Origin of the sequence: Amycolatopsis sp. w19, assembly GCF_051373225.1 — a bacterium.
Taxonomy (GTDB): Bacteria; Actinomycetota; Actinomycetes; order Mycobacteriales; family Pseudonocardiaceae; genus Amycolatopsis; species Amycolatopsis japonica.
In genome coordinates, this window is the sequence record NZ_JBPQFM010000018.1 from 1 (window position 1) to 18,903 (window position 18,903).

The following is an 18,903-nucleotide window of genomic DNA, read 5'->3' on the forward strand; positions in this document are numbered from 1 at the left end:
GGGGCCTCGCGCTCCCGGCGGCGGGGGTCCCTGCCTGCGCGGGGGCATGCCGTTGGCACGACGCGGGGCCGCGGGACGGCGCGGCTCGTTGTCGGAGGGCCACTCCGGGCCGCCGGAGTCGCCGCCCGGCCATTGCGGCTCGTTCGCGGACCGTGGCGGGGCCGAGCGGGGGGTGCCGCTCGGGGGTGTCCGGCGCTGGGGGCGGCGCGGCGGTTCTTCGCTCGGCCAGCCTGGTTCGTCGGCTTCGCCAGGCCACTGGGCACGGCGAGGTGCATCAGGCTCCTGGCCAGGCCAGGAGCGATTGCGGTCGTCGTTCACGAATGGGCCTCCCAGACCGGCGCTTCGGGGGACGCCGCTCTGTGGTCAACTGCGTTTTCGATACCTGTCACTGACCCGCTGTCCTCTGCGACCGGGTCCGTGGCCGGGTGGTTCCCGGTTCTCCTGTTCCGAGGACGTAGGACCGCACCAAGTGGTTCCAGTGACAGCTCTGGCAGACCTCGACCTCGTAGACGGTGAACTCCGCGAAGAGCCCGTCCATCCGCGTCAGTTCCTCCGGCGTCTTGGCCGATCCGGCGGCGTGCTTGAGCTCGTCGCCGTACACCCAGGACACCAGGGTCAGTTGCTCCCGGCGGCAGACCGGGCAGTCCTGCTCGCCTGGTCGGCCGTGGAATTTCGCGGCCCGCAGGAGGTACGGGCCCGCGTCGCAGACGTCGTATGTGCCGACCCGTCCGGAGTGGACGCCCTTGAGCAGCGCGCGCCGCTGTAAGGCGTAGTCCACGACCTGCCGCTGGTTTCGCACGCCAACAGAGTACGGGCTCTTCCTGTGTGGTCCACGCCCCGTTCTCGGGGGGACGGTCCGCGCACGGTCGGACACGCCGACGATTCGATAACTCTCCGGTGAATTTCGTCCGGATCCGCCGGTGCTCGATCGGGTTAGCTACGCCACTTCGATGTATCGGCGCGATATAGTGGGCCGGTAGGTTGACCGAGCCGGTCACGGTGGCCAACGCGACCGGTCGCGGTTTGTTCCCGGAAGGGGGTGCGGTGTGCTCGAGCTCGCGATCTTGGGGCTGCTGCACGAGACCCCCATGCACGGTTACGTGCTGCGCAAACGTTTGCATGAGACGCTCGGGATGTTCCGGACGTTCTCGTACGGCTCGCTGTACCCGACCTTGCGCCGGTTGCTTCGCGCCGGTTACCTCGTCGAGGAGCTCGAAGAGGTGGAAGACCGGGCGTGGGCGCGCCGGGGCAAGCGGGTGTACAAGCTCACCGCCGAGGGCAAGGAACGGTTCGCCGAACTGCTCGGCGACGCCGGGCCGCAGACGTGGGACGACGAAGGCTTCGGCGTCCACCTGGCGTTCTTTTCGAGGACACCGGCCGACGTCAGGATGCGAATCCTGGAAGGCCGTCGTCGTCGGGTCGAGGAACGCCGAGAAGGACTTCGGACGGCAATGGCGCGGGCCGAGGAGAAGATCGACCGCTACACCCGTGAGCTGCACCGGCTCGGGCTGGAGTCCAGTGAACGGGAGGTGCGCTGGCTCAACGAGCTGATCGCGCACGAACAGGCCGAGCAGCGCGGACCGGAGACCTGAGGCGCTCCGACGGTCCTCGCTGCGCATTACCTACAACTGTTGGACTAATGAAGGAGAAACCGGCATGGGCGAGAACCGCCGCGTTCGGGTGGCCATCGTGGGCGTCGGCAACTGTGCGGCCTCACTGGTCCAGGGCGTTCAGTACTACCGCGACGCGGATGCCGGCACCCGCGTGCCCGGGTTGATGCACGTCGTGTTCGGCGAGTACCACGTCCGCGACATCGAGTTCGTCGCCGCGTTCGACGTGGACGCCAAGAAGGTCAGCCGTGACCTGTCCGAGGCGATCTTCGCCAGCGAGAACAACACCATCAAGATCGCCGACGTGCCGCCGCTGGGCGTCACCGTGCAGCGCGGTCACACCTACGACGGTCTCGGCCGCTTCTACCGCGAGACCATCGAGGAGTCCGACGAGACTCCGGTCGACGTCGTCGCCGCGCTGCGCGAGGCCGAGGTCGACGTGCTCGTCTCCTACCTGCCGGTGGGTTCCGAAGAGGCCGACAAGTTCTACGCGCAGGCGTGCATCGACGCCGGTGTGGCGTTCGTCAACGCGCTGCCGGTGTTCATCGCCTCCGACCCGGAGTGGGCGGAGAAGTTCCGCGCGGCCGGCGTCCCGATCGTCGGTGACGACATCAAGTCCCAGGTCGGCGCCACCATCACGCACCGCGTGCTGGCGAAGCTGTTCGAAGACCGCGGCGTCCAGCTCGACCGGACGATGCAGCTCAACGTGGGCGGGAACATGGACTTCCTGAACATGAAGGAGCTGGAGCGGCTCGAGTCGAAGAAGATCTCGAAGACCCAGTCGGTCACCTCGCAGGTCGACCGCGAGCTCGGCAAGGGCAACGTCCACATCGGGCCGTCCGACTACGTGCAGTGGCTCGACGACCGCAAGTGGGCCTACGTCCGCCTCGAAGGCCGCGCCTTCGGCGACGTGCCGCTGAACCTGGAGTACAAGCTCGAGGTGTGGGACTCGCCGAACTCGGCGGGCATCATCATCGACGCCGTGCGCGCCGCGAAGATCGCGAAGGACCGCGGCATCGGCGGCCCGATCCTCTCGGCTTCCTCGTACTTCATGAAGTCGCCGCCGGAGCAGTACGACGACGCGACCGCCCGCGACGAGGTGGAGAAGTTCATCGCCGGCGAGGCGTGACCGTTCTCTGACGTGGGCTGAAGGCTCCCTTCACCGCATGCGATGCGGTGAAGGGAGCCTTCAGCATTCCGACTCTCCGACGGGAGCCGTCCGTCCCTCGGCTCAGAACCGGCGATGTCACGCGTGTCGTCCACCCGCGCGCCGGCACCGACATCCGGGGCCGGGCTTCAGTCTTCCTGAAGCGCCGACGGCAGGTCCGTGATCACCGGGACCACCGTCGTCTGCTCCAGCACCGCCGGATCCGGCGGGAAATGCGGATTCGGCACCGCGTACACCGTCATCCCCGCCGCCAGCGCCGCGCGCAGCCCGTTCGTCGTGTCCTCCACGGCCGCGCAGTTCTTCGGCTCCACGCCCAGCAGTTCGGCCGCCCGCAAGTACACGTCTGGCGCCGGTTTTCCAGCGCCGACCTGCTCCGAGGACACCGCCGTCGGCACCGGCAGCCGCGTGATGTCCAGGAACGCCTTGATCAGCAGCGGCGGCGAAGAGCTCGCGATCGCCACCGGCCAGTGCTTCGCGACTTCGCGGACGACGCCCGGCGCGCCCGGGATGATCGGCGGCTTCTCCGCGTACCGCCGCGCCATCCGGTCGATCACCAGCTGCGCGACGTCCGAGGGCCGGAGCTGGACGCCGAGGTCGTGCGCCAGGTAGGCGGCCCATTCCGGGGTGCTCATCCCCTGCATGGCCCTGGTCGATTCCTCCCGCCAGGTGCCGTGGAACTCGTGGACGACCGCCCGGCGGACCTCGTCCCACATCTTTTCCGAATCCACCAGGACACCGTCGAGATCGAAGATCACCGCTTCCACACTCTCAACCCTAGGCGCTGGAAACCTGTGCGGCAGATTACTTAGCCATGCTCAGTAATTTTAGTTAGCATGGCTAAGTGACCACGAAAGTCGCCGATCTCGCCCACCGGCTCCGCCCGCTGGTGTTCCGGCTGTACTACCTCGTCCGCCGGGAGACACCGCAGGTGCAGCTCACCCTCACGCAGGGTTCGGTGCTGTCGGAGCTGCTCAACGGCGGGCCGCGCCGGATGAGCACGCTCGCCGACCTGGAGCGGGTCCGGATGCCGACGATGACCGACGTCGTCCGCCGTCTCGAACGGCTGGGCCTGGTCAGCCGCCGTCGCGATCCCGCCGACGGCAGGGCCGTGCTCGTCGAGGTCACCGAGGTCGGGCAGCGCTTTCACCGACAGTTGATCGTCGCGAGGGAGGAGTTCCTCCGCGAGCGGCTCCTCGAACTCGACGAGACCGACCGCATCGCGATCGAAGCCGCGCTCCCCGCTCTCACCAGGTTGCTGCACGAAGACAAGAAGGAGGAACTGATCCGCGATGAGCGCTGAGCCCCACTCGAGCCTGTTGGACGCCGTCAAAGGACAGCCCAAACAGGTATGGATCACCGCGTTCGCCGCGGTCATCGCGTTCATGGGCATCGGGCTGGTCGACCCGATCCTGCTGTCGATCGCGGAAGGCCTGAAGGCGACGCCGTCCGAAGTGACGCTGCTGTTCTCCAGCTATCTCGGCGTCCAGGCGGTCGCCATGCTGGTGACCGGCGCGATGAGTGCCCGGTTCGGGGCCAAGCGGACCGTGGTCGTCGGGCTGACGCTGGTCGTCGTCGCCACCGCGCTGTGCGCCGCGTCCGGATCGATCGAGCAGCTCATCGGGCTGCGCGCGATCTGGGGGCTCGGCAACGCCTTCTTCATCGCGACCGCGCTTTCGGTGATCGTCGGCGCCGCGACCGGCGGCCAGGCGGGCGCGATCCTGCTGTACGAAGCCGCGCTCGGGGTCGGCCTCGCGGTCGGCCCGCTGCTGGGTGCCCTGCTCGGCAGCATCTCCTGGCGTGGTCCGTTCCTCGGCACATCGCTGCTGATGCTGTGCGGTCTCGTGCTCTGCTCGATCTTCCTGACCGGTGACGCGAAGGAGAAGCGGCCGAAGATCCGCCTGCTCGACCCCTTCCGTGCGCTCAAGCACGGCGGGCTGCTGCGCACCTCGATCGGTTCCGCGCTCTACACGGCCGCGTTCTTCGTGGTGCTGGCCTGGTCGCCGTTCGTGCTGGAGTGGAGCGCCGTCGCCGTCGGCCTGATCTTCTGCGGCTGGGGCCTTTCGGTCGCCGTCGCGGGGGTGGTGCTGGCGCCGAAACTCGCCGCGAAGCTCGGCGAACGGCACGCGACCGTGGTCGCCGTCTTCGGGTACGCCGTGTTGCTGCTGATCATGGCGATCCCGAGCAAGCCGGTGCTGGTCGTCGGCATCATCCTGTCCGGTCTGGTGTCCGGCCTGCTCAACACGCTCTTCACCGGCACGGCCATGTCGATCAGCGGCGCCCCTCGTCCGGTCGCGAGCGCCGGGTACAACTTCTGCCGCTGGCTCGGCGGCGCGGTCGCCGCGACCGTCGTCGGTCACCTGGCCGAGTGGTTCGGTGCGAAGCAGGCGCCGTTCGTGATCGCCGCGGTCCTGTGCGTGCTCGCAGGAGCCCTGTTGACGATCCGCGAGAAGACCGCCGACCCGCACACGATCCCGGCCGAAGCGGTCCTCGTCGGCGAAGAGATGTAAATCGGAACAAAAGGTGAACACCGGACCAACGAGGGGTTTCCTCTCGTTGGTCCGGTGCCCTAGCGTCGACCTCCCGAACTGCAGATACGGAGGTCCGCGTGAAGTTCCTTCCGTTACTGGCCGGCCACTCACCAAGCCGGGCGTCAGTGACTTGTACCTATCGCTGTGGCGACGCGTGCTTCCACGACGCGCCGAACACGTCGGACAACCCCACCTTCGCCGACGTGCTCGGCGCGGTGAGCCGCCGTGGCGCGCTGAAGGCGACGGCCGTCGTCGCGCTGGCCGCCGGGACGCCCGTCGCGCTCGCGACGCCGGCGTTCGCTGCTCCCGAGGGGCGTCCGAAACCGCCACCCGGCACCGACTACAAGCGGGTCCAGCCGAACACGCTCGACGCCGTCGTGGTGCCCGAGGGCTACGAGCAGGGCATCGTGATCCGCTGGGGTGACGCGGTGCTGCCCGGCGCGCCGGAGTTCGACTTCGACCACCAGACCGCCGAGGCGCAGGCGAAGCAGTTCGGCTACAACTGCGACTTCGCCGCGCTGTTGCCGCTCGACCACTGGGGCCTAAGTTCGCTCCTGGTCACGAACCACGAGTACACCTCGGAAGAGTTCATGTTCCGCGGTTACGACAAGGACAACCCGACCGAGGAGCAGGTCAAGATCGCGTGGGCGGCCCACGGGCTGACCGTCGTCCAGGTGTCGCGCGGACGCGACACCGGGCACCTGCGGCCGAAGATGTCCCGCTACAACCGGCGGATCACGCTGCACACGCCGTTCAAGGTGACGGGCCCCGCCGCGGGCGGCGATCTGCTCAAGACCGCCGCCGATCCCACCGGCACGGTGGTGCTGGGCACGATGAACAACTGCGCGGGCGGCGTCACGCCGTGGGGCACGATCCTGTCCGGCGAGGAGAACATCAACCAGTACTTCGGGAACGCCGAAACGGTGACCGATCCCGTGAAGCGCAAGCGCTACGCGCGGTACGGCATCAAGGGCACCGCCACCACCCGCAAGTGGGAGCGGTTCGACGCGCGCTGGGACATCGCCAGGGAGCCGAACGAGGCCCACCGCTTCGGCTGGGTGATCGAGCTGGATCCGAACGATCCCGACAGCACCCCGGTCAAGCACACGCATCTCGGGCGGTTCAAGCACGAGACGGCGAACATCCGCGTCGCCAAGGACGGCCGCGTGGTCGCGTACTCCGGCGACGACGAGCGTTTCGAGTACATCTACAAGTTCATCTCCAAGGGGCGCATGAAGCCGGGCGACAGCGCGCATGCCCGGCGCCACAACATGACCCTGCTCGACGACGGCACGCTCTACGTCGGCCGGTTCACCGGCGACAGCCCGGTCTCCGAGATCGACGGCACCGGGAAACTGCCCAGCGACGGCGAATTCGACGGTGGCGGCGAATGGATCCCGCTGGCGTCCGGGAACAAGTCCTTTGTGGACGGAATGACCGCCGAAGAGGTGTACGTCTTCACCCGCGAGGCGGCCGACCGGGTGGGCGCCACGAAGATGGACCGTCCCGAGGACATCCAGGCCCATCCGTACAGCGGCCGGATCTATTGCGCGCTCAGCAACAACGTCGAGCGCGGCAACCCCGGCAAGGAGGGCGCCACCGAGCCCAACCCGCGGCTGAACAACAAGCACGGCCAGGTGCTGGAGCTCGAAGAACGGCGCGGGGACGCGCTCGCGCTGACGTTCAGCTGGCGGCTCTTCCTGGTGTGTGGCGATCCGGCCTCGCCGGACACCTATTTCGCCGGCTTCCCCAAGGACCAGGTCTCGCCGATCTCCAGCCCGGACAACGTGGCCTTCGACCGGCACGGCAACCTCTGGATCTCCACCGACTCGGCGGGCGCCCTCGGCATCAACGACGGCCTCTACTCGGTGCCGCTGGAGGGCCGCAACCGCGGCGAGCTGAAACTGTTCGTCACCGTGCCCCGCGGCGCGGAGACCTGCGGCCCGATCGTCGAGCGGAAGATCGTCACGGTCTGTGTCCAGCATCCGGGTGAAGTCGACGGCGCGAACGCCGACAAACCGGCCTCCCATTGGCCGGACGGCGGCGAAAACCAGCCCCGTCCCTCGGTGGTGGCGGTCTGGAAACCGGGCAGGCACGGGCTGTCAGACATCGGCTCCTAGTCGAAAAGCAACGATCTAGCAGTACTTTTGGTCGATGGCGCGCTGCCGGGTCCGGCAGCGCGCCATCGCTCGTTCGCGCGCTGTTCATCTTCTGGCCAGGGCCGGATCGTTTTGGTCGCTTAACGTCACGGCGTTCCCCCGACTGGACTACGTGTACCCACCGCGACCATGGAGGCCCTGTGTCCTTCGAGCCTCAGCGGCTCCTGCCGTTGATCACCTCCCACCCCGGTGGCCGCTCCGCGGTCACCTGCGAGTACCGCTGCGGCAACGCGTGCGCCCACCCCGAGCCGAACACGTCGGACAACGAGTACTTCGGCGACGTCGTCAAGAACATGCTTTCCCGTCGTGGCGCGCTGAAGGCGAGCGCCGTGCTGGCCGCGACCGCCGGTGGTTTCGCAGCGCTGTCCGGTACGGCCGCCGCCGAGACCCCGGCTGACGTCTCCGCCGCCGGCCACGGCAAGCCGGGCCGCCCCGGGCGTCCGGTGCCCGGCACCGACTTCGAAGCGGTGCCGCCGAACACGCTCGACGCCATCACCATCCCCGAGGGCTACGACCAGCGCGTCGTCATCCGCTGGGGCGACGCGGTCGAATTCGGCGCCCCGAAGTTCGACTTCCGCAAGCAGACCGCGGCCGCGCAGGCGAAGCAGTTCGGCTACAACAACGACTTCGTCGGCCTGATCCCGCAGGATCCGCTGGGCATCCGCAACCTGCTGGTGGTGAACCACGAGTACACCACCGAGGTCCACATGTTCCCGGCCGACCAGTACGACCCGGCGAACCCGACCGAGGAGCAGGTCAAGATCGCGTGGGCCGCGCACGGCCTTTCGGTCGTCCAGGCCTTCCGCGACCCGATCGGTGGCGCGCTGCGCACCGTGCCGAGCCCGTTCAACCGCCGCATCACGCTGAACACCGCCTTCGAGGTGCGCGGCCCGGCGGCGGGCTCGAAGTTCCTCAAGACCTCCGCGGACCCGACCGGCCGCAAGGTCTTCGGCACGCAGAACAACTGCGCCGGCGGCGTGACCCCTTGGGGCACCGTGCTTTCCGGTGAGGAGAACGTCAACCAGTACTTCGCCAACGCGGCGAGCGTCACCGACCCGGTCGCGGCCGCGCGCCTGAAGCGGTACGGCTTCTCCGGCGCCGCCAGCACCCGTAAGTGGGAGCGGTTCGACAAGCGCTGGGACCTCGCGCAGGAGCCCAACGAGGCCAACCGCTTCGGCTGGGTCGTCGAGATCGACCCGAACGACCCGAACTCGACGCCCATCAAGCACACCGCGCTCGGCCGGTTCAAGCACGAGGCCGCGAACGTCAAGATCACCAAGGACGGCCGCGTCGCCGTCTACTCCGGTGACGACGAGCGCTTCGAGTACATCTACAAGTTCGTCTCCAAGGGCAAGTACAAGCCGGGCAAGAGCGCGCACGCGCGCCGCCACAACTCGGCGCTGCTCGACGAAGGCACCCTGTACGTCGCCCGCTTCACCGGCGACAGCCCGGCCGCCGAGATCGACGGCACCGGCAAACTGCCGTCGGACGGCGAATTCGACGGCGTCGGCGAATGGATCCCGCTGGCCGCCGGTGACAAGTCCTTTGTGGACGGTTTCACCGCCGAAGAGGTCTACGTGTTCACCCGGCAGGCTGCGGACAAGGTCCAGCCGACCAAGATGGACCGGCCCGAGGACATCGAGCCGAACCCGGTCAACGGCCGGATCTACGCCGCGCTGACCAACAACAGCCAGCGTGGCCCCGCCGGCAAGGCGAACGTCGACGAGGCGAACCCGCGGCCGAACAACCGCAACGGCCATGTCCTGGAATGGGAAGAGGACCGGGGCGACGCCGCGTCGACGAAGTTCTCCTGGCGGCTCCTGCTGGTCTGTGGCGACCCGAAGACGGCGGACACCTACTTCGGCGGTTTCCCGAAGGAGCAGGTCAGCCCGATCTCCTGCCCGGACAACGTCGCGTTCGACCGGCACGGCAACCTGTGGATCTCCACCGACGGCAACGCGCTCGGCTCCCACGACGGTCTGTTCTCGGTGCCGGTCGACGGTCCGGAACGTGGGCACGTCAAGCAGTTCCTGTCGGTCCCGGTCGGCGCGGAATGCTGCGGCCCGGTGGTGACCGACCACCTGGTGCTCGTCGCCGTGCAGCACCCGGGTGAGGACGCGGACAGCTCCGCGAACCCGACGTCGCACTGGCCGGACGGCGGCACTTCGCAGCCGCGGCCGGCGATCGTGTCGGTGTGGAAGAAGGGCCGCTGGGGCCAGGTCGGCCGCATCGGCGTCAAGTAGTGGCTTCCGGCGCCCCGATCACTCTCGGCGAGACTTGTTCTCCCTGATCGGGGCGCCGGACGACACCGTTCGGTGATGACGGAAGCCGGTCGCGCTCATTAGCTTCAGCCCTGTGAAAAGGGCACTGGTGTTCATCGCGGCAGGCGCGCTCGTCTCCGGCTTCGTCCCTTCGTACGCGCAGGCGACGACCGTCCCGTCCGGCTGCACCGGCGGCGCCGCGCCGAACCCGAGCGTCGAGCAGGGCAGCCCGCCCGCCGGGTACACGTTCAGTCCGGCCGCCCCGGTGCCGCCGGGCACGCCAAGGAGCAAACAACCCCGGCTGTCGACGGCCAGTGGCTACCAGCCCGACGGCGGCAGGTACGCCCTGATCGCGACCCCGGACAAGATGGTCAGCACCGCCTACGCGGCGCTGAAATTCGTGCCCGGCGGCGTCTACACGTTGACCGACTGGACCGGCACGAACGTCCAGCGCACGGACGCCGTCCAGGAAACAGGACTGCGGTTCTACGACGGTTCCGGCAAGGTCGTCCTGGAGAACAAGCTCAAGGTCACGCACGCCGTCGAAACCGACGGCGTGCTGGCGCGGCAGGACTTCCCGCCGTCCACCGCCCCGCCGTCGGCCGGCTCCGTGAAGTTCTTCGCCGCCACCGACCGCAACTGGGTGATGTGGGACTGCGTCCACCTGCAGGTCGCCTCGTTCTCGGCGAAGGCGGAGGTGCGGGATCCGGCGAGCGGCGCCTGGGGCGCCACGGCCACCATCGAGGCGGGTACCACCGCGAACTACCGGTTCACGGTCACCAACGACGGCACCACGACGCTGACCGACGTCAAGGTCGACGACCCGTACTGCGACGTGAAACCCGCGCCGATCGCGAGCCTCGAAAGCGGCAAGTCGGCGACCGTCACCTGCGACCACAAGAACGTCACCGAAGCGGACAACGGCCACGTCAGCACCGTGACCGTCTCCAGCGGCACCCTGCCGAAGAAGACCGCGACCACCACCATCAAGGTCACCCCGCCGCCCGCGATCGACGAGATCGGCGAGTTCGTCTGGGACGACGTCGACCGGAACGGCCTGCAGGACGCCGGGGAGCCGGGCGTCCAGGGCGTGAAGGTGACGTTGAAGGACGCGTCGGGCAAGGCGCTCGGGACGATCACCACGGACGCCGGCGGCAAGTACCGCTTCACCAAGCTGAAGGACGGCATCTACCAGGTCTGCTTCGACATCGCCGGGCTTCCGTTCACGTATACGGCCAAGGACGCGGGCGACGACACGAAGGATTCGGACGCCGACCCGGCGACCGGCTGCACCGCGACCACCACCGTCGGCCCGCGTAAACGCGTCGACCTGACGCTCGCGGCGGGGCTGAACGCGCCGACGAGCAGGCTGGGCGACTTCGTGTGGCTGGACAAGGACAAGGACGGCCTCCAGAGCCGCGACGAACTCGGCGTCCCGGACGTGAAGGTGACTTTGAAGGACGCGTCGGGCAAGGAGGTCGGCTCGGCCGTCACCGGGCCGGACGGGCGGTACGCCTTCGAGCGGCTGGCTCCGGGCTCGTACCAGGTGTGCTTCGACGTCGGCTCGCGTCAGCTGACCCGATCCGGCGCCGCGCACCACAACGGCACGGATTCGGCGGCGGATCCCGCGACCGGGTGCACGCCGGTGGCCTCGGTGGCGGCGCCGGAGGATCTGACCAGGGACGCCGGGCTGCTCGAACCGTGAATTGTCGGTGGGTACCGCTAGCGTCGCCCACCGTGACCACTCATCTCGACGCCACCCGCGAGTCCTACGACACCGTCGCCGAGGATTACGCCGCGCTGATCGGCCCGCGCTTCGACCAGGAGCCGATCAGCCGCGCGATGCTGGCCGCGTTCGCCGAACAGGTACGCGGCCCGGTCGCCGACGTCGGCTGCGGTCCCGGGCATGTCACCGCCCACCTGTCGTCGCTCGGCCTCGACGTCACGGGTGTCGACTTGTCGCCGAAAATGATCGAAGTGGCTCGTCGTCAGTTCCCTGACCAGCGGTTTTCCGTCGGATCGATGACGGCCCTGGAGTTCCGCGACGGCTCGTTGGACGGTCTCGTCGCCTGGTGGTCGATCTTCCACCTGCCGCCGGAGGTGCTTCCCGAGGCGTTCGCGGAGTTCCGCCGCACGCTCGCGCCCGGAGGCCGCCTGCTGGTCGGATTCCACGTCGGTGACGAGCGGCTGAGCCCGGAAACGGCGTACGGCCACCCCGTCAGCTACGACGCGTACCTGCTGGATCCCGGCCGGATCGCCGACCTGCTGGGTCTGGCCGGTTTCGAGGTCGCCGCGCGGCTGAGCATGGAAGGGAGGAAATGGCCACAGGCCTGTCTGTCCGCCCGGGCGGTTTGACGCGCGGGCCGCGGACCTGATCTCCTGCGCACGCAACCGAGCCGGGCGGGGTCATGACGCAGACGAACACGACCACGGGTGAGAACACGCCCGACTGGCCTTCGCGCGCCTGGTTCCGCCGGCCGTCGACCTGGACGTGGTTCGGGTTCGGCCTGGTGCTGATGGTCTACGCCGACCTGGCCTGGCGCCGTCGCTGGATGAGCGACGACGGGCTGATCGTGCTGCGCACGGTCCGCCAGATCCTCGCGGGCAACGGGCCGGTGTTCAACATCGGCGAACGCGTCGAGACGAACACCAGTCCTTTGTGGACGGCAGTGCTGAGCGTTCTCGGGCTGATTCCGGGGGTGCCGCTGGAGTGGATCTCCGTGGTCACCGGTCTGGTCTTCTCCGTCGCCGGGTTGTTCTTCGGCCTGGACGGCGCCCGGCGGCTCTACCAGCCGCTGGCGTTCCACGGCCTCGCACCCGCCGGGGCGCTGGTGGTCTGCGCGCTGCCGCCATTCCGCGACTTCGCGACGTCCGGGCTGGAGACCGGCCTGATCACTCTGTGGCTGGGTGGTACCTGGTGGCTGCTCGTCCGCCGTGCGTCCACAGTGGACGATCTGCGCATCTGGCCGGTCGCGCTGGTCGCCGGTCTCGGGCCGTTGGTGCGGCCGGATCTCGCGCTGTTCAGCGTCGTCGCCTTGGTGGCGTTGCTCGTGCTGATGCGGCCGGGACGTCGCCGTGCGCTGGGCCTGGTGGCCGTGGCGGGCGCGCTCCCGTTGGCGTATCAGGTGTTCCGTATGGGCTACTACGGTCTGCTGACGCCGAACACCGCCCTGGTCAAGGAAGCGTCGGAGGCGAACTGGGGCCGTGGCTGGGCCTATCTGGTGGATCTCGTCCAGCCGTACTGGCTGTGGCTCCCGCTGCTGGTGCTCGCGGTCGCGGCCGCCACGGTTTCGTCCACTGTGGACAAGACGTTCGTGGTGCTCACCGCGGTCCCGCTCGTCGGCGCGGTGCTGCTCGCGGGGTACGTGATCCGCGTCGGCGGGGATTTCATGCACGGGCGCATGCTGCTCCCGGCGCTGTTCTGCCTGCTGTTGCCCGTGCTGGCCTTGCCGGTGACGAGGCTGACCGTGGCATTCCTGGTCGTCGTCGGGATCTGGGCGTTCGTGGCCGCCGCGTCGCTCCGCCCGGCGTCCTCGGCTTCTCCGCGCGCCGTCGGCGTCACGGACGAGCGGTCGTTCTGGTCGCGGTCGATCGGGCACGAACACCCGGTCCTGGCCGGCGACTACGCCGACCACCCGTTGATGCCGTCGGCGCTGGAGGCCATTCACGGCGTGGTCGGCCCTGCGGTGCTGGTCCAGGACTACGCGACCAGGCGCTGGTACGCGTACCCGACGGACCGGCCGTACGCCACCGTCGCGGCGGACAGCATGGGCGCCCTCGGCCTCCTGATCCCGCTCGATGTGCGGCTGCGCGACGGCTACGGCCTCGCCAACCCGTTCGCCGCGCATTCGACGTCGCTCCCCAACGGCCGCCCCGGTCACCAGAAGTGGCTGCCGCCGGTCTGGGAACTGGCGAACTCCGCCCGCCTCCCGATCGCCGAAGGCGGCCCGGCCCGCGCCGAGGACGTCGCCGCCGCCCGAGCCGCACTCGACTGCCCGGCCCTTCGCGCGATCGACGCCTCGGTGCGGGACTCCCTCACCGCCGCCCGCTTCGCGGACAACTTCGCCGGTTCCTTCACGCGCGGCTCCGTGCGGTTCCCGCGGGTCGCGACCCCTCCCGTCATGTGCGCCCCCTGATCACGCGAGATCGCCCTCCAATCACGCGAGTTCCGCTTTCCAATCACGCGAGATCGCCCTCCAATCACGCGAGTTCCCCTTCTAATCACGCGAGATCGCTTTCAAATCACGCGAGTTCCGCTTTCGATCACGTGAGACCGCCGTACTAGCGTGGCGGCTATGGCTGATCTCCCCCTGGCTCTCGTCACCGGCGCCACCCGCGGCATCGGTGCCGCGACCGCCCGCGCGCTCGCTCCGACCCACCGGTTGCTGCTCGGCGGTCGCGACGCCGATGCGCTCGGCGAACTCGCGGAGACGCTGCCCGACGCGCGGCCGTGGCCGATCGACCTGACCGACGACGAGGCACTGGAAACGGCGACGGCCGAGTTCGGCGAACTGGACGTACTGGTGCACTCGGCCGGAGTGGCGCGGCTCGGCACGGTCGAGACCGCGACCGACGCCGACTGGCGGGCGAACTTCGAGGTCAACGTGCTCGCTGTCGTCACGCTGACCAGGCGTCTACTGCCCGCGCTGCGTGCATCGAAGGGACACGTCGTCGTGATCAACTCGGGCGCCGGACAGAACGCCCGCCCAGGCTGGGGCCCGTACGCCGCGAGCAAATTCGCCGTCCGTGCCTTCGCCGACTCGCTGCGGGAGGAGGAGTCCGCGCTTCGGGTGACGTCGATCTACCCCGGCCGCACGGACACCGAAATGCAGCAGGCGATCATCGCCGACGAGGGCCGCGAGTACGAGCCGGAACGCTTCCTGCGCCCCGAATCCGTCGCAGCCGCCGTGCTCGCCGCGGTCTCCGCGACCGGTGACGCGCACCCGACCGAGGTGACCCTCCGGCCGCGGGGCCTGGTCTGACGCGGCTTCGCTCGCTCGCGTGTTCCCAATGTCGCATTTGAGACGCTCAGCGTCCCAAATGCGACATTGGGAACATCCGAACTCACCCAGCCGCCAGCCGCGCCTTGCCCCCAATGTGGCATCGGGGCCACTCAACGTCCCCAATGCCACATTGGGCGCACGAGCCCCAGCCCAGTTATCCACAGCACCGCCCCGTTGTGGACAACCAGCCCCTGAACAGCACTTTTTCCCAGGTCCCAGCCCCCACCCCCGATAGACTGGCTTCGGGGCCGCCCCCTGGGACGGGTGGGGGGCTGGGTAGGTGAGTTAAGAGCGAAGGCGTGCGGCGGTGTCGGCGACTTCGGCTTGTACCTGGGCGCGGTCCACTCGCAGGGATTCGCCGTCGCCGACGACCTGTTCACCGGCGACCCAGACGTCGCGCACGCGGCGTGAGCCGGCGGCCCACACCAGGTTCGAGAGCAGCTGCACGTCCGGCACGTCGATGCCGGCCGCGAAGGCCGGGTCGTCGAGGTCGACGTGCACCATGTCAGCCCACCGGCCGGTTTCCAGCGCGCCGATGTCGGTCCGGCCCAGCGCGTCCGCGCCGCCGCGGGTGCCGAGCAGGAACGCGTCGGCCGCGGTCAGCACGGTCGAGTCGCCGGTCGCGAGCCGCGCGAACATAGCCGAGAGCTGCAGTTCCTCCCACAGGTCGATGTCGTCGTTCGACGCCGGGCCGTCCGTGCCGAGCCCGACGGCGACGCCCGCCTTGCGAAGCTCCGTCACGCGCGCGATGCCCGAAGCGAGCTTCGCGTTCGAGCCCGGGCAGTGCGCCATGCCGACTCCGCGCGCGGCGAACAGCGCGATGTCTTCGTCGGACAGGTGGATGGCGTGCGCGGCCAGCGTCCGGCCCCGCAGCATCCCGACCTTCTCCAGCAGCGCGGGCACCGAGCCGTGCGCTTCACGCTGCTTGACGTCTTCGAGCGCCGCCTCGGCCACGTGGATCTGCACCAGCGCGCCCCGCTCGGCCGCCGATTCCGCGGTCGCCCGGAGCGCCTCCTCGTTCAGCATGTACGCCGAGTGCGGCCCGTAGCCGACCTCGATCCGGTCGCCCGGCCCGAACCGCAGGCCGTCGGTGTCGATCCAGCGTTCGATGCTCTTCAGCATCGCGCGCCAATCCATCCCCGGCAGTTCCATGATCGGCGGAGCCAGCACGACGCGGCCACCGGTGGTGAGCACCGCGTCGGCGAGCTGCTCGCCTTCGAAGTACATCTCCGCACTCGTCGTGACACCGTGCCGCAGCATCTCGACCGAGCCCAGCAGCATCCCGGTGCGGATGTCGGCCGGCTTCAGCTTCGCTTCGGTCGGCCAGATGATCTCGGTCAGCCACGGCAGCAGCGGCAGGTCGCCGCCCATCCCGCGCAGCAGCGTCATCGGGCTGTGTGCGTGCGCGTTGACCAGGCCGGGCAGGAGGATGCCGCTCAACCGGGTCACGGGAGCGGACGTTTCGGGCGCCTCGGAAGCGGGACCGACATGGGTGATACGCCCCGCCTCGTCCACGTCGACCACGGCGTCACGCAGCAACGAGCAGGCGGGGTCGGCGGGGAGAACGACGGGAGCGTGGAAACGGCGTTGCATGAACCGAGCTTACGGTCAGTCCACAACTCCGCTCCGCCACGCCCACGCCGCGATCTCCACCCGGTTCCGCGCACCGACCTTTCCCTGCACCGACGCCAGATGCGTCTTCACCGTCGACAGCGACAGGAACAGCTCGGCCCCGATCTCGGTATTCGTCAGCCCCTTCGCGGCCGCCTTCACGACGTCCAGCTCCCGCGCGGTCAGCGGCTCCGAAGGCGGGCTGACGTCGCGTTTCACCGTCCCGCCGTCGAAATGCTTCAGCAGCCGGACGGTGATCTGCGGCGACACCAGCGCGTCCCCGCGCGCGGCCGCGCGCACGGCTTCGATCAGCAGCGCCGGCCCGGCGTCCTTCAACAGAAAACCGCTCGCACCGTTCCGCAGCGCGGTATGCACGTATTCGTCGAGGTCGAACGTCGTCACCACCACGACCTTCAGCGGATCGGTGACGTCCGGGCCCGCCAGCTGCTTGGTGACCTCGAGCCCGTCGATCCCGGGCATGCGGATGTCCAGCAGGCAGACATCCGGCCGCAGTTCCCGCGCCTTCGCGACCGCCGAGACGCCGTCCGCCACGTCGGCGACCACCTCGATGTCGTCCTGCGCGTCCAGGATCATCCGGAAGCCGATCCGCACCATGTCCTGGTCGTCGGCGATCAATACCCGGATCACTCTTCTCCTTCAAGTGGTAGCCACGCTTCGACGCGCCAACCGCCGCCCGGCGCCCGCCCGGCGGAGAGCCGGCCGTGCAGCAGGGCGACCCGTTCGCGCATGCCGATCAGACCGTAGCCGCCCGACCCGCCCGCCGGACGCCGCTGGGGTTCGCGTCCGTCATCGGTCACCTGGAGGTGCAGTTCGTTCCCGGACACCTCGGCGATGACCAGCGCTTCCTTCGCCCCCGACGCGTGCTTGCCGACGTTCGTCAGCGACTCCTGCACCAGCCGCAACGCCGACCGCCCGACCTCGTGCGGCACGTTCGACGGCAGTTCGAGCTTCATCGACGTCTTCACGCCGTGGTTCGACCGTTCGATCAGCGTCCGCAGGTCGGCGGCGAGATCGGTGGTGGCCTGTTCGCTGAACTCGCTGCTCCCGGCCGGGGCGTCGCCGCGCATGCTCCGCACGAGCCGCCGCATCGCCGCCAGCGCCTCCACCCCGGCGTCCTCGATCCGGCCCATCGCCTCGACCGCGACCTGCGGATTCTTCTCGCCCATCATCTTCGCCGCCTGCGCCTGCACGACGATCCCGGTGACGTGGTGGGCGACGACGTCGTGCAGTTCCCGCGCCAGCGCCATCCGTTCCGACGTCTGCGCGTCGCTGATCGCCGACTGGATGACCTGCGTCCGCTCCGAATCCCGCGAACGCAACGCCAGGCCGACCGCCACCGAGATGCCGAGCAGCAGCACCGCCGCGACGGCGAGGCCGGCGATCTCGTCCGGGTCGGTCATCAGCCTGGGGCCCGGCCGTTTGGTGTTGAGGATCGAGGCCACGGCGACCACCGTGGACAGCCCGGCGATCCGGGACAGGGCCTTGCTCAGCCCGACCGCCCGGACCAGGGTGACGACCAGCCCCATCCCCGCGACGATCTGCGTCCCCGGCACCCCACCGGGCGTGGCGTAGTCGTAGCGGAGCCGCAGGAACGGCGTCACCAAAGCGGAAAGCAGCATGACCGCGGTGAGCGCGACCATCGCGTCGGCGGGCCGGCGCGGCGCCGCGACCGCGATGATCGCCGCGACGATCGAGCAGACCAGGATCGGGAAGCCGTGCGCCCCGCTCTCGTAGGTGAAGCCGAACTCCAGGATCAGCGCGACACCCAGCAGGCCGATGAGCGGCCATTGCCCCATCACCAGCTTGTTGAGCTTCTGCAGCTTCTCGTAGCGTTTCGGATGCGCCGTGCGGTCGCGGCCGGGGATCGCGAAGATCAGCGTGCCGCCCAGCAGGATGCCGCCGAACAGCATCGCCTGCGCCATGGTGCCGTTCGAATCGCTGCCGTAGAAGTACCGCCCGGACACCGCGGTCAACGTGGCCAGCACCAGACCGGAGATCACGGCGAAGGCGACACCCGGTCGCGTCCGGCGCGCGGCGTAGAACAGGATCTCGACCCCCGCCACCACCTCGGTGATGGACAGATGCGCGAGCACGCTCGAGTAGGTCGGGATGTTGAAGTACCGGACGACCAGCGTGTAGGCCACCAGCACGACCGAGGCCGCGACGGCGGCGACGGCGGCCCTCTTCTGCGCCCAGAGCGCGCAGAACACCATCGCGAAAATGCCGGGGAACAGCAGGAGATCGATGCCACGGGGGCCCGTGTCGTCGAAAGCCGCGTCGGTCACGAAGACCAGGTCGAACGCGAGCGCGGCCAGCAGGACGACGGCGGGCATGCCGATACGTCGCGCGAGCGCACTCACCCGCGCGGTGAACTTGTTCTGGGCCGGACCTGCTGTCACACCGTGACGGTAGAGGATCGGCCGCCGTCCGCACCTTGGCCGACCGGCCCGAGCCGGGTCGGCCGATCGGCCGATGCGCGGGTGATCAGCACTGGCCGTCTGCCCGAAGTGGACAGACGGCGGTTTCGCAAAGCTGATCGAGG

At 69.1% G+C, this 18,903-nt stretch carries 15 protein-coding genes; 10 read left to right on the forward strand and 5 right to left on the reverse strand.

Annotation, left to right across the window (positions count from 1 at the left end; all coding sequences use genetic code 11):
• Positions 1-385: 385 nt before the first annotated feature.
• Positions 386-799 (reverse strand): DUF5318 domain-containing protein, encoded by a 414-nt coding sequence (locus ACSMFO_RS29105; RefSeq protein ID WP_436461240.1) that lies wholly within the window; start codon positions 797-799, stop codon positions 386-388.
• A gap of 247 nt (positions 800-1,046) precedes the next feature.
• Between ACSMFO_RS29105 and ACSMFO_RS29110 the strand changes: the two genes are divergently transcribed.
• Together ACSMFO_RS29110 and ACSMFO_RS29115 are read left to right on the forward strand one after the other, a co-directional pair.
• Positions 1,047-1,592: a PadR family transcriptional regulator gene (locus tag ACSMFO_RS29110; protein ID WP_005168208.1), complete on the forward strand. Its 546-nt coding sequence runs from the start codon at positions 1,047-1,049 to the stop codon at positions 1,590-1,592.
• A gap of 64 nt (positions 1,593-1,656) precedes the next feature.
• On the forward strand, positions 1,657-2,739 hold the full coding sequence (locus tag ACSMFO_RS29115; RefSeq protein ID WP_034314293.1) for an inositol-3-phosphate synthase: 1,083 nt from the start codon (positions 1,657-1,659) through the stop codon (positions 2,737-2,739).
• A 167-nt stretch (positions 2,740-2,906) separates the two neighbouring features.
• Here the strand turns inward: ACSMFO_RS29115 and ACSMFO_RS29120 are convergent, their stop codons facing one another.
• Positions 2,907-3,542: an HAD family hydrolase gene (locus ACSMFO_RS29120; RefSeq protein WP_436461241.1), complete on the reverse strand. Its 636-nt coding sequence runs from the start codon at positions 3,540-3,542 to the stop codon at positions 2,907-2,909.
• A 77-nt stretch (positions 3,543-3,619) separates the two neighbouring features.
• Here ACSMFO_RS29120 and ACSMFO_RS29125 point away from each other — a divergent pair, with 77 nt between their 5' ends.
• The 8 genes from ACSMFO_RS29125 to ACSMFO_RS29160 all read left to right on the forward strand — a co-directional run bounded on the left by ACSMFO_RS29125 (position 3,620) and on the right by ACSMFO_RS29160 (position 14,708).
• Positions 3,620-4,078, forward strand: coding sequence for a MarR family winged helix-turn-helix transcriptional regulator (locus tag ACSMFO_RS29125; protein ID WP_436461242.1), 459 nt, complete (start codon positions 3,620-3,622; stop codon positions 4,076-4,078).
• Entirely contained in the window at positions 4,068-5,285 is a 1,218-nt protein-coding gene (locus ACSMFO_RS29130; RefSeq protein ID WP_038521885.1) for an MFS transporter, read from the forward strand. The genes ACSMFO_RS29125 and ACSMFO_RS29130 overlap by 11 nt, the downstream gene beginning before the upstream one ends.
• A gap of 98 nt (positions 5,286-5,383) precedes the next feature.
• Positions 5,384-7,426, forward strand: coding sequence for a PhoX family protein (locus ACSMFO_RS29135; RefSeq protein WP_436461243.1), 2,043 nt, complete (start codon positions 5,384-5,386; stop codon positions 7,424-7,426).
• A 179-nt stretch (positions 7,427-7,605) separates the two neighbouring features.
• Positions 7,606-9,708, forward strand: coding sequence for a PhoX family protein (locus ACSMFO_RS29140; protein WP_436461244.1), 2,103 nt, complete (start codon positions 7,606-7,608; stop codon positions 9,706-9,708).
• A 112-nt stretch (positions 9,709-9,820) separates the two neighbouring features.
• On the forward strand, positions 9,821-11,431 hold the full coding sequence (locus ACSMFO_RS29145; protein ID WP_436461245.1) for a DUF7850 domain-containing protein: 1,611 nt from the start codon (positions 9,821-9,823) through the stop codon (positions 11,429-11,431).
• Positions 11,432-11,463: 32 nt separating this feature from the next.
• Positions 11,464-12,081: a class I SAM-dependent DNA methyltransferase gene (locus ACSMFO_RS29150; RefSeq protein ID WP_436461246.1), complete on the forward strand. Its 618-nt coding sequence runs from the start codon at positions 11,464-11,466 to the stop codon at positions 12,079-12,081.
• A 53-nt stretch (positions 12,082-12,134) separates the two neighbouring features.
• On the forward strand, positions 12,135-13,862 hold the full coding sequence (locus tag ACSMFO_RS29155; protein ID WP_436461247.1) for a hypothetical protein: 1,728 nt from the start codon (positions 12,135-12,137) through the stop codon (positions 13,860-13,862).
• 159 nt (positions 13,863-14,021) lie between these two features.
• Entirely contained in the window at positions 14,022-14,708 is a 687-nt protein-coding gene (locus ACSMFO_RS29160) for an SDR family oxidoreductase (protein WP_436461248.1), read from the forward strand.
• Positions 14,709-15,014: 306 nt separating this feature from the next.
• Here the strand turns inward: ACSMFO_RS29160 and ACSMFO_RS29165 are convergent, their stop codons facing one another.
• The 3 genes from ACSMFO_RS29165 to ACSMFO_RS29175 are packed head-to-tail and all read right to left on the reverse strand — an operon-like array spanning position 15,015 to position 18,760.
• A complete protein-coding gene (locus ACSMFO_RS29165) occupies positions 15,015-16,322 on the reverse strand; it encodes an amidohydrolase family protein (protein ID WP_436461249.1) in 1,308 nt (435 codons plus the stop codon).
• Positions 16,323-16,337: 15 nt separating this feature from the next.
• Positions 16,338-16,988 carry a response regulator gene (locus tag ACSMFO_RS29170; protein WP_038521866.1) on the reverse strand — a complete coding sequence of 217 codons (651 nt, stop codon included), beginning with the start codon at positions 16,986-16,988 and terminating at the stop codon, positions 16,338-16,340.
• Positions 16,985-18,760, reverse strand: coding sequence for a sensor histidine kinase (locus ACSMFO_RS29175; RefSeq protein ID WP_436461250.1), 1,776 nt, complete (start codon positions 18,758-18,760; stop codon positions 16,985-16,987). The genes ACSMFO_RS29170 and ACSMFO_RS29175 overlap by 4 nt, the downstream gene beginning before the upstream one ends.
• Positions 18,761-18,903 lie beyond the last annotated feature (143 nt).

Excerpts from the sequence above, each read along its gene's own strand:
- ACSMFO_RS29160 (WP_436461248.1), top strand. The coding sequence starts at position 14,022 with ATGGCTGATCTCCCCCTGGCTCTCGTCACCGGCGCCACCCGCGGCATC.
- ACSMFO_RS29115 (WP_034314293.1), top strand. The coding sequence starts at position 1,657 with ATGGGCGAGAACCGCCGCGTTCGGGTGGCCATCGTGGGCGTCGGCAAC.
- ACSMFO_RS29130 (WP_038521885.1), top strand. The coding sequence starts at position 4,068 with ATGAGCGCTGAGCCCCACTCGAGCCTGTTGGACGCCGTCAAAGGACAG.
- ACSMFO_RS29165 (WP_436461249.1), bottom strand. The coding sequence starts at position 16,322 with ATGCAACGCCGTTTCCACGCTCCCGTCGTTCTCCCCGCCGACCCCGCC.
- ACSMFO_RS29155 (WP_436461247.1), top strand. The coding sequence starts at position 12,135 with ATGACGCAGACGAACACGACCACGGGTGAGAACACGCCCGACTGGCCT.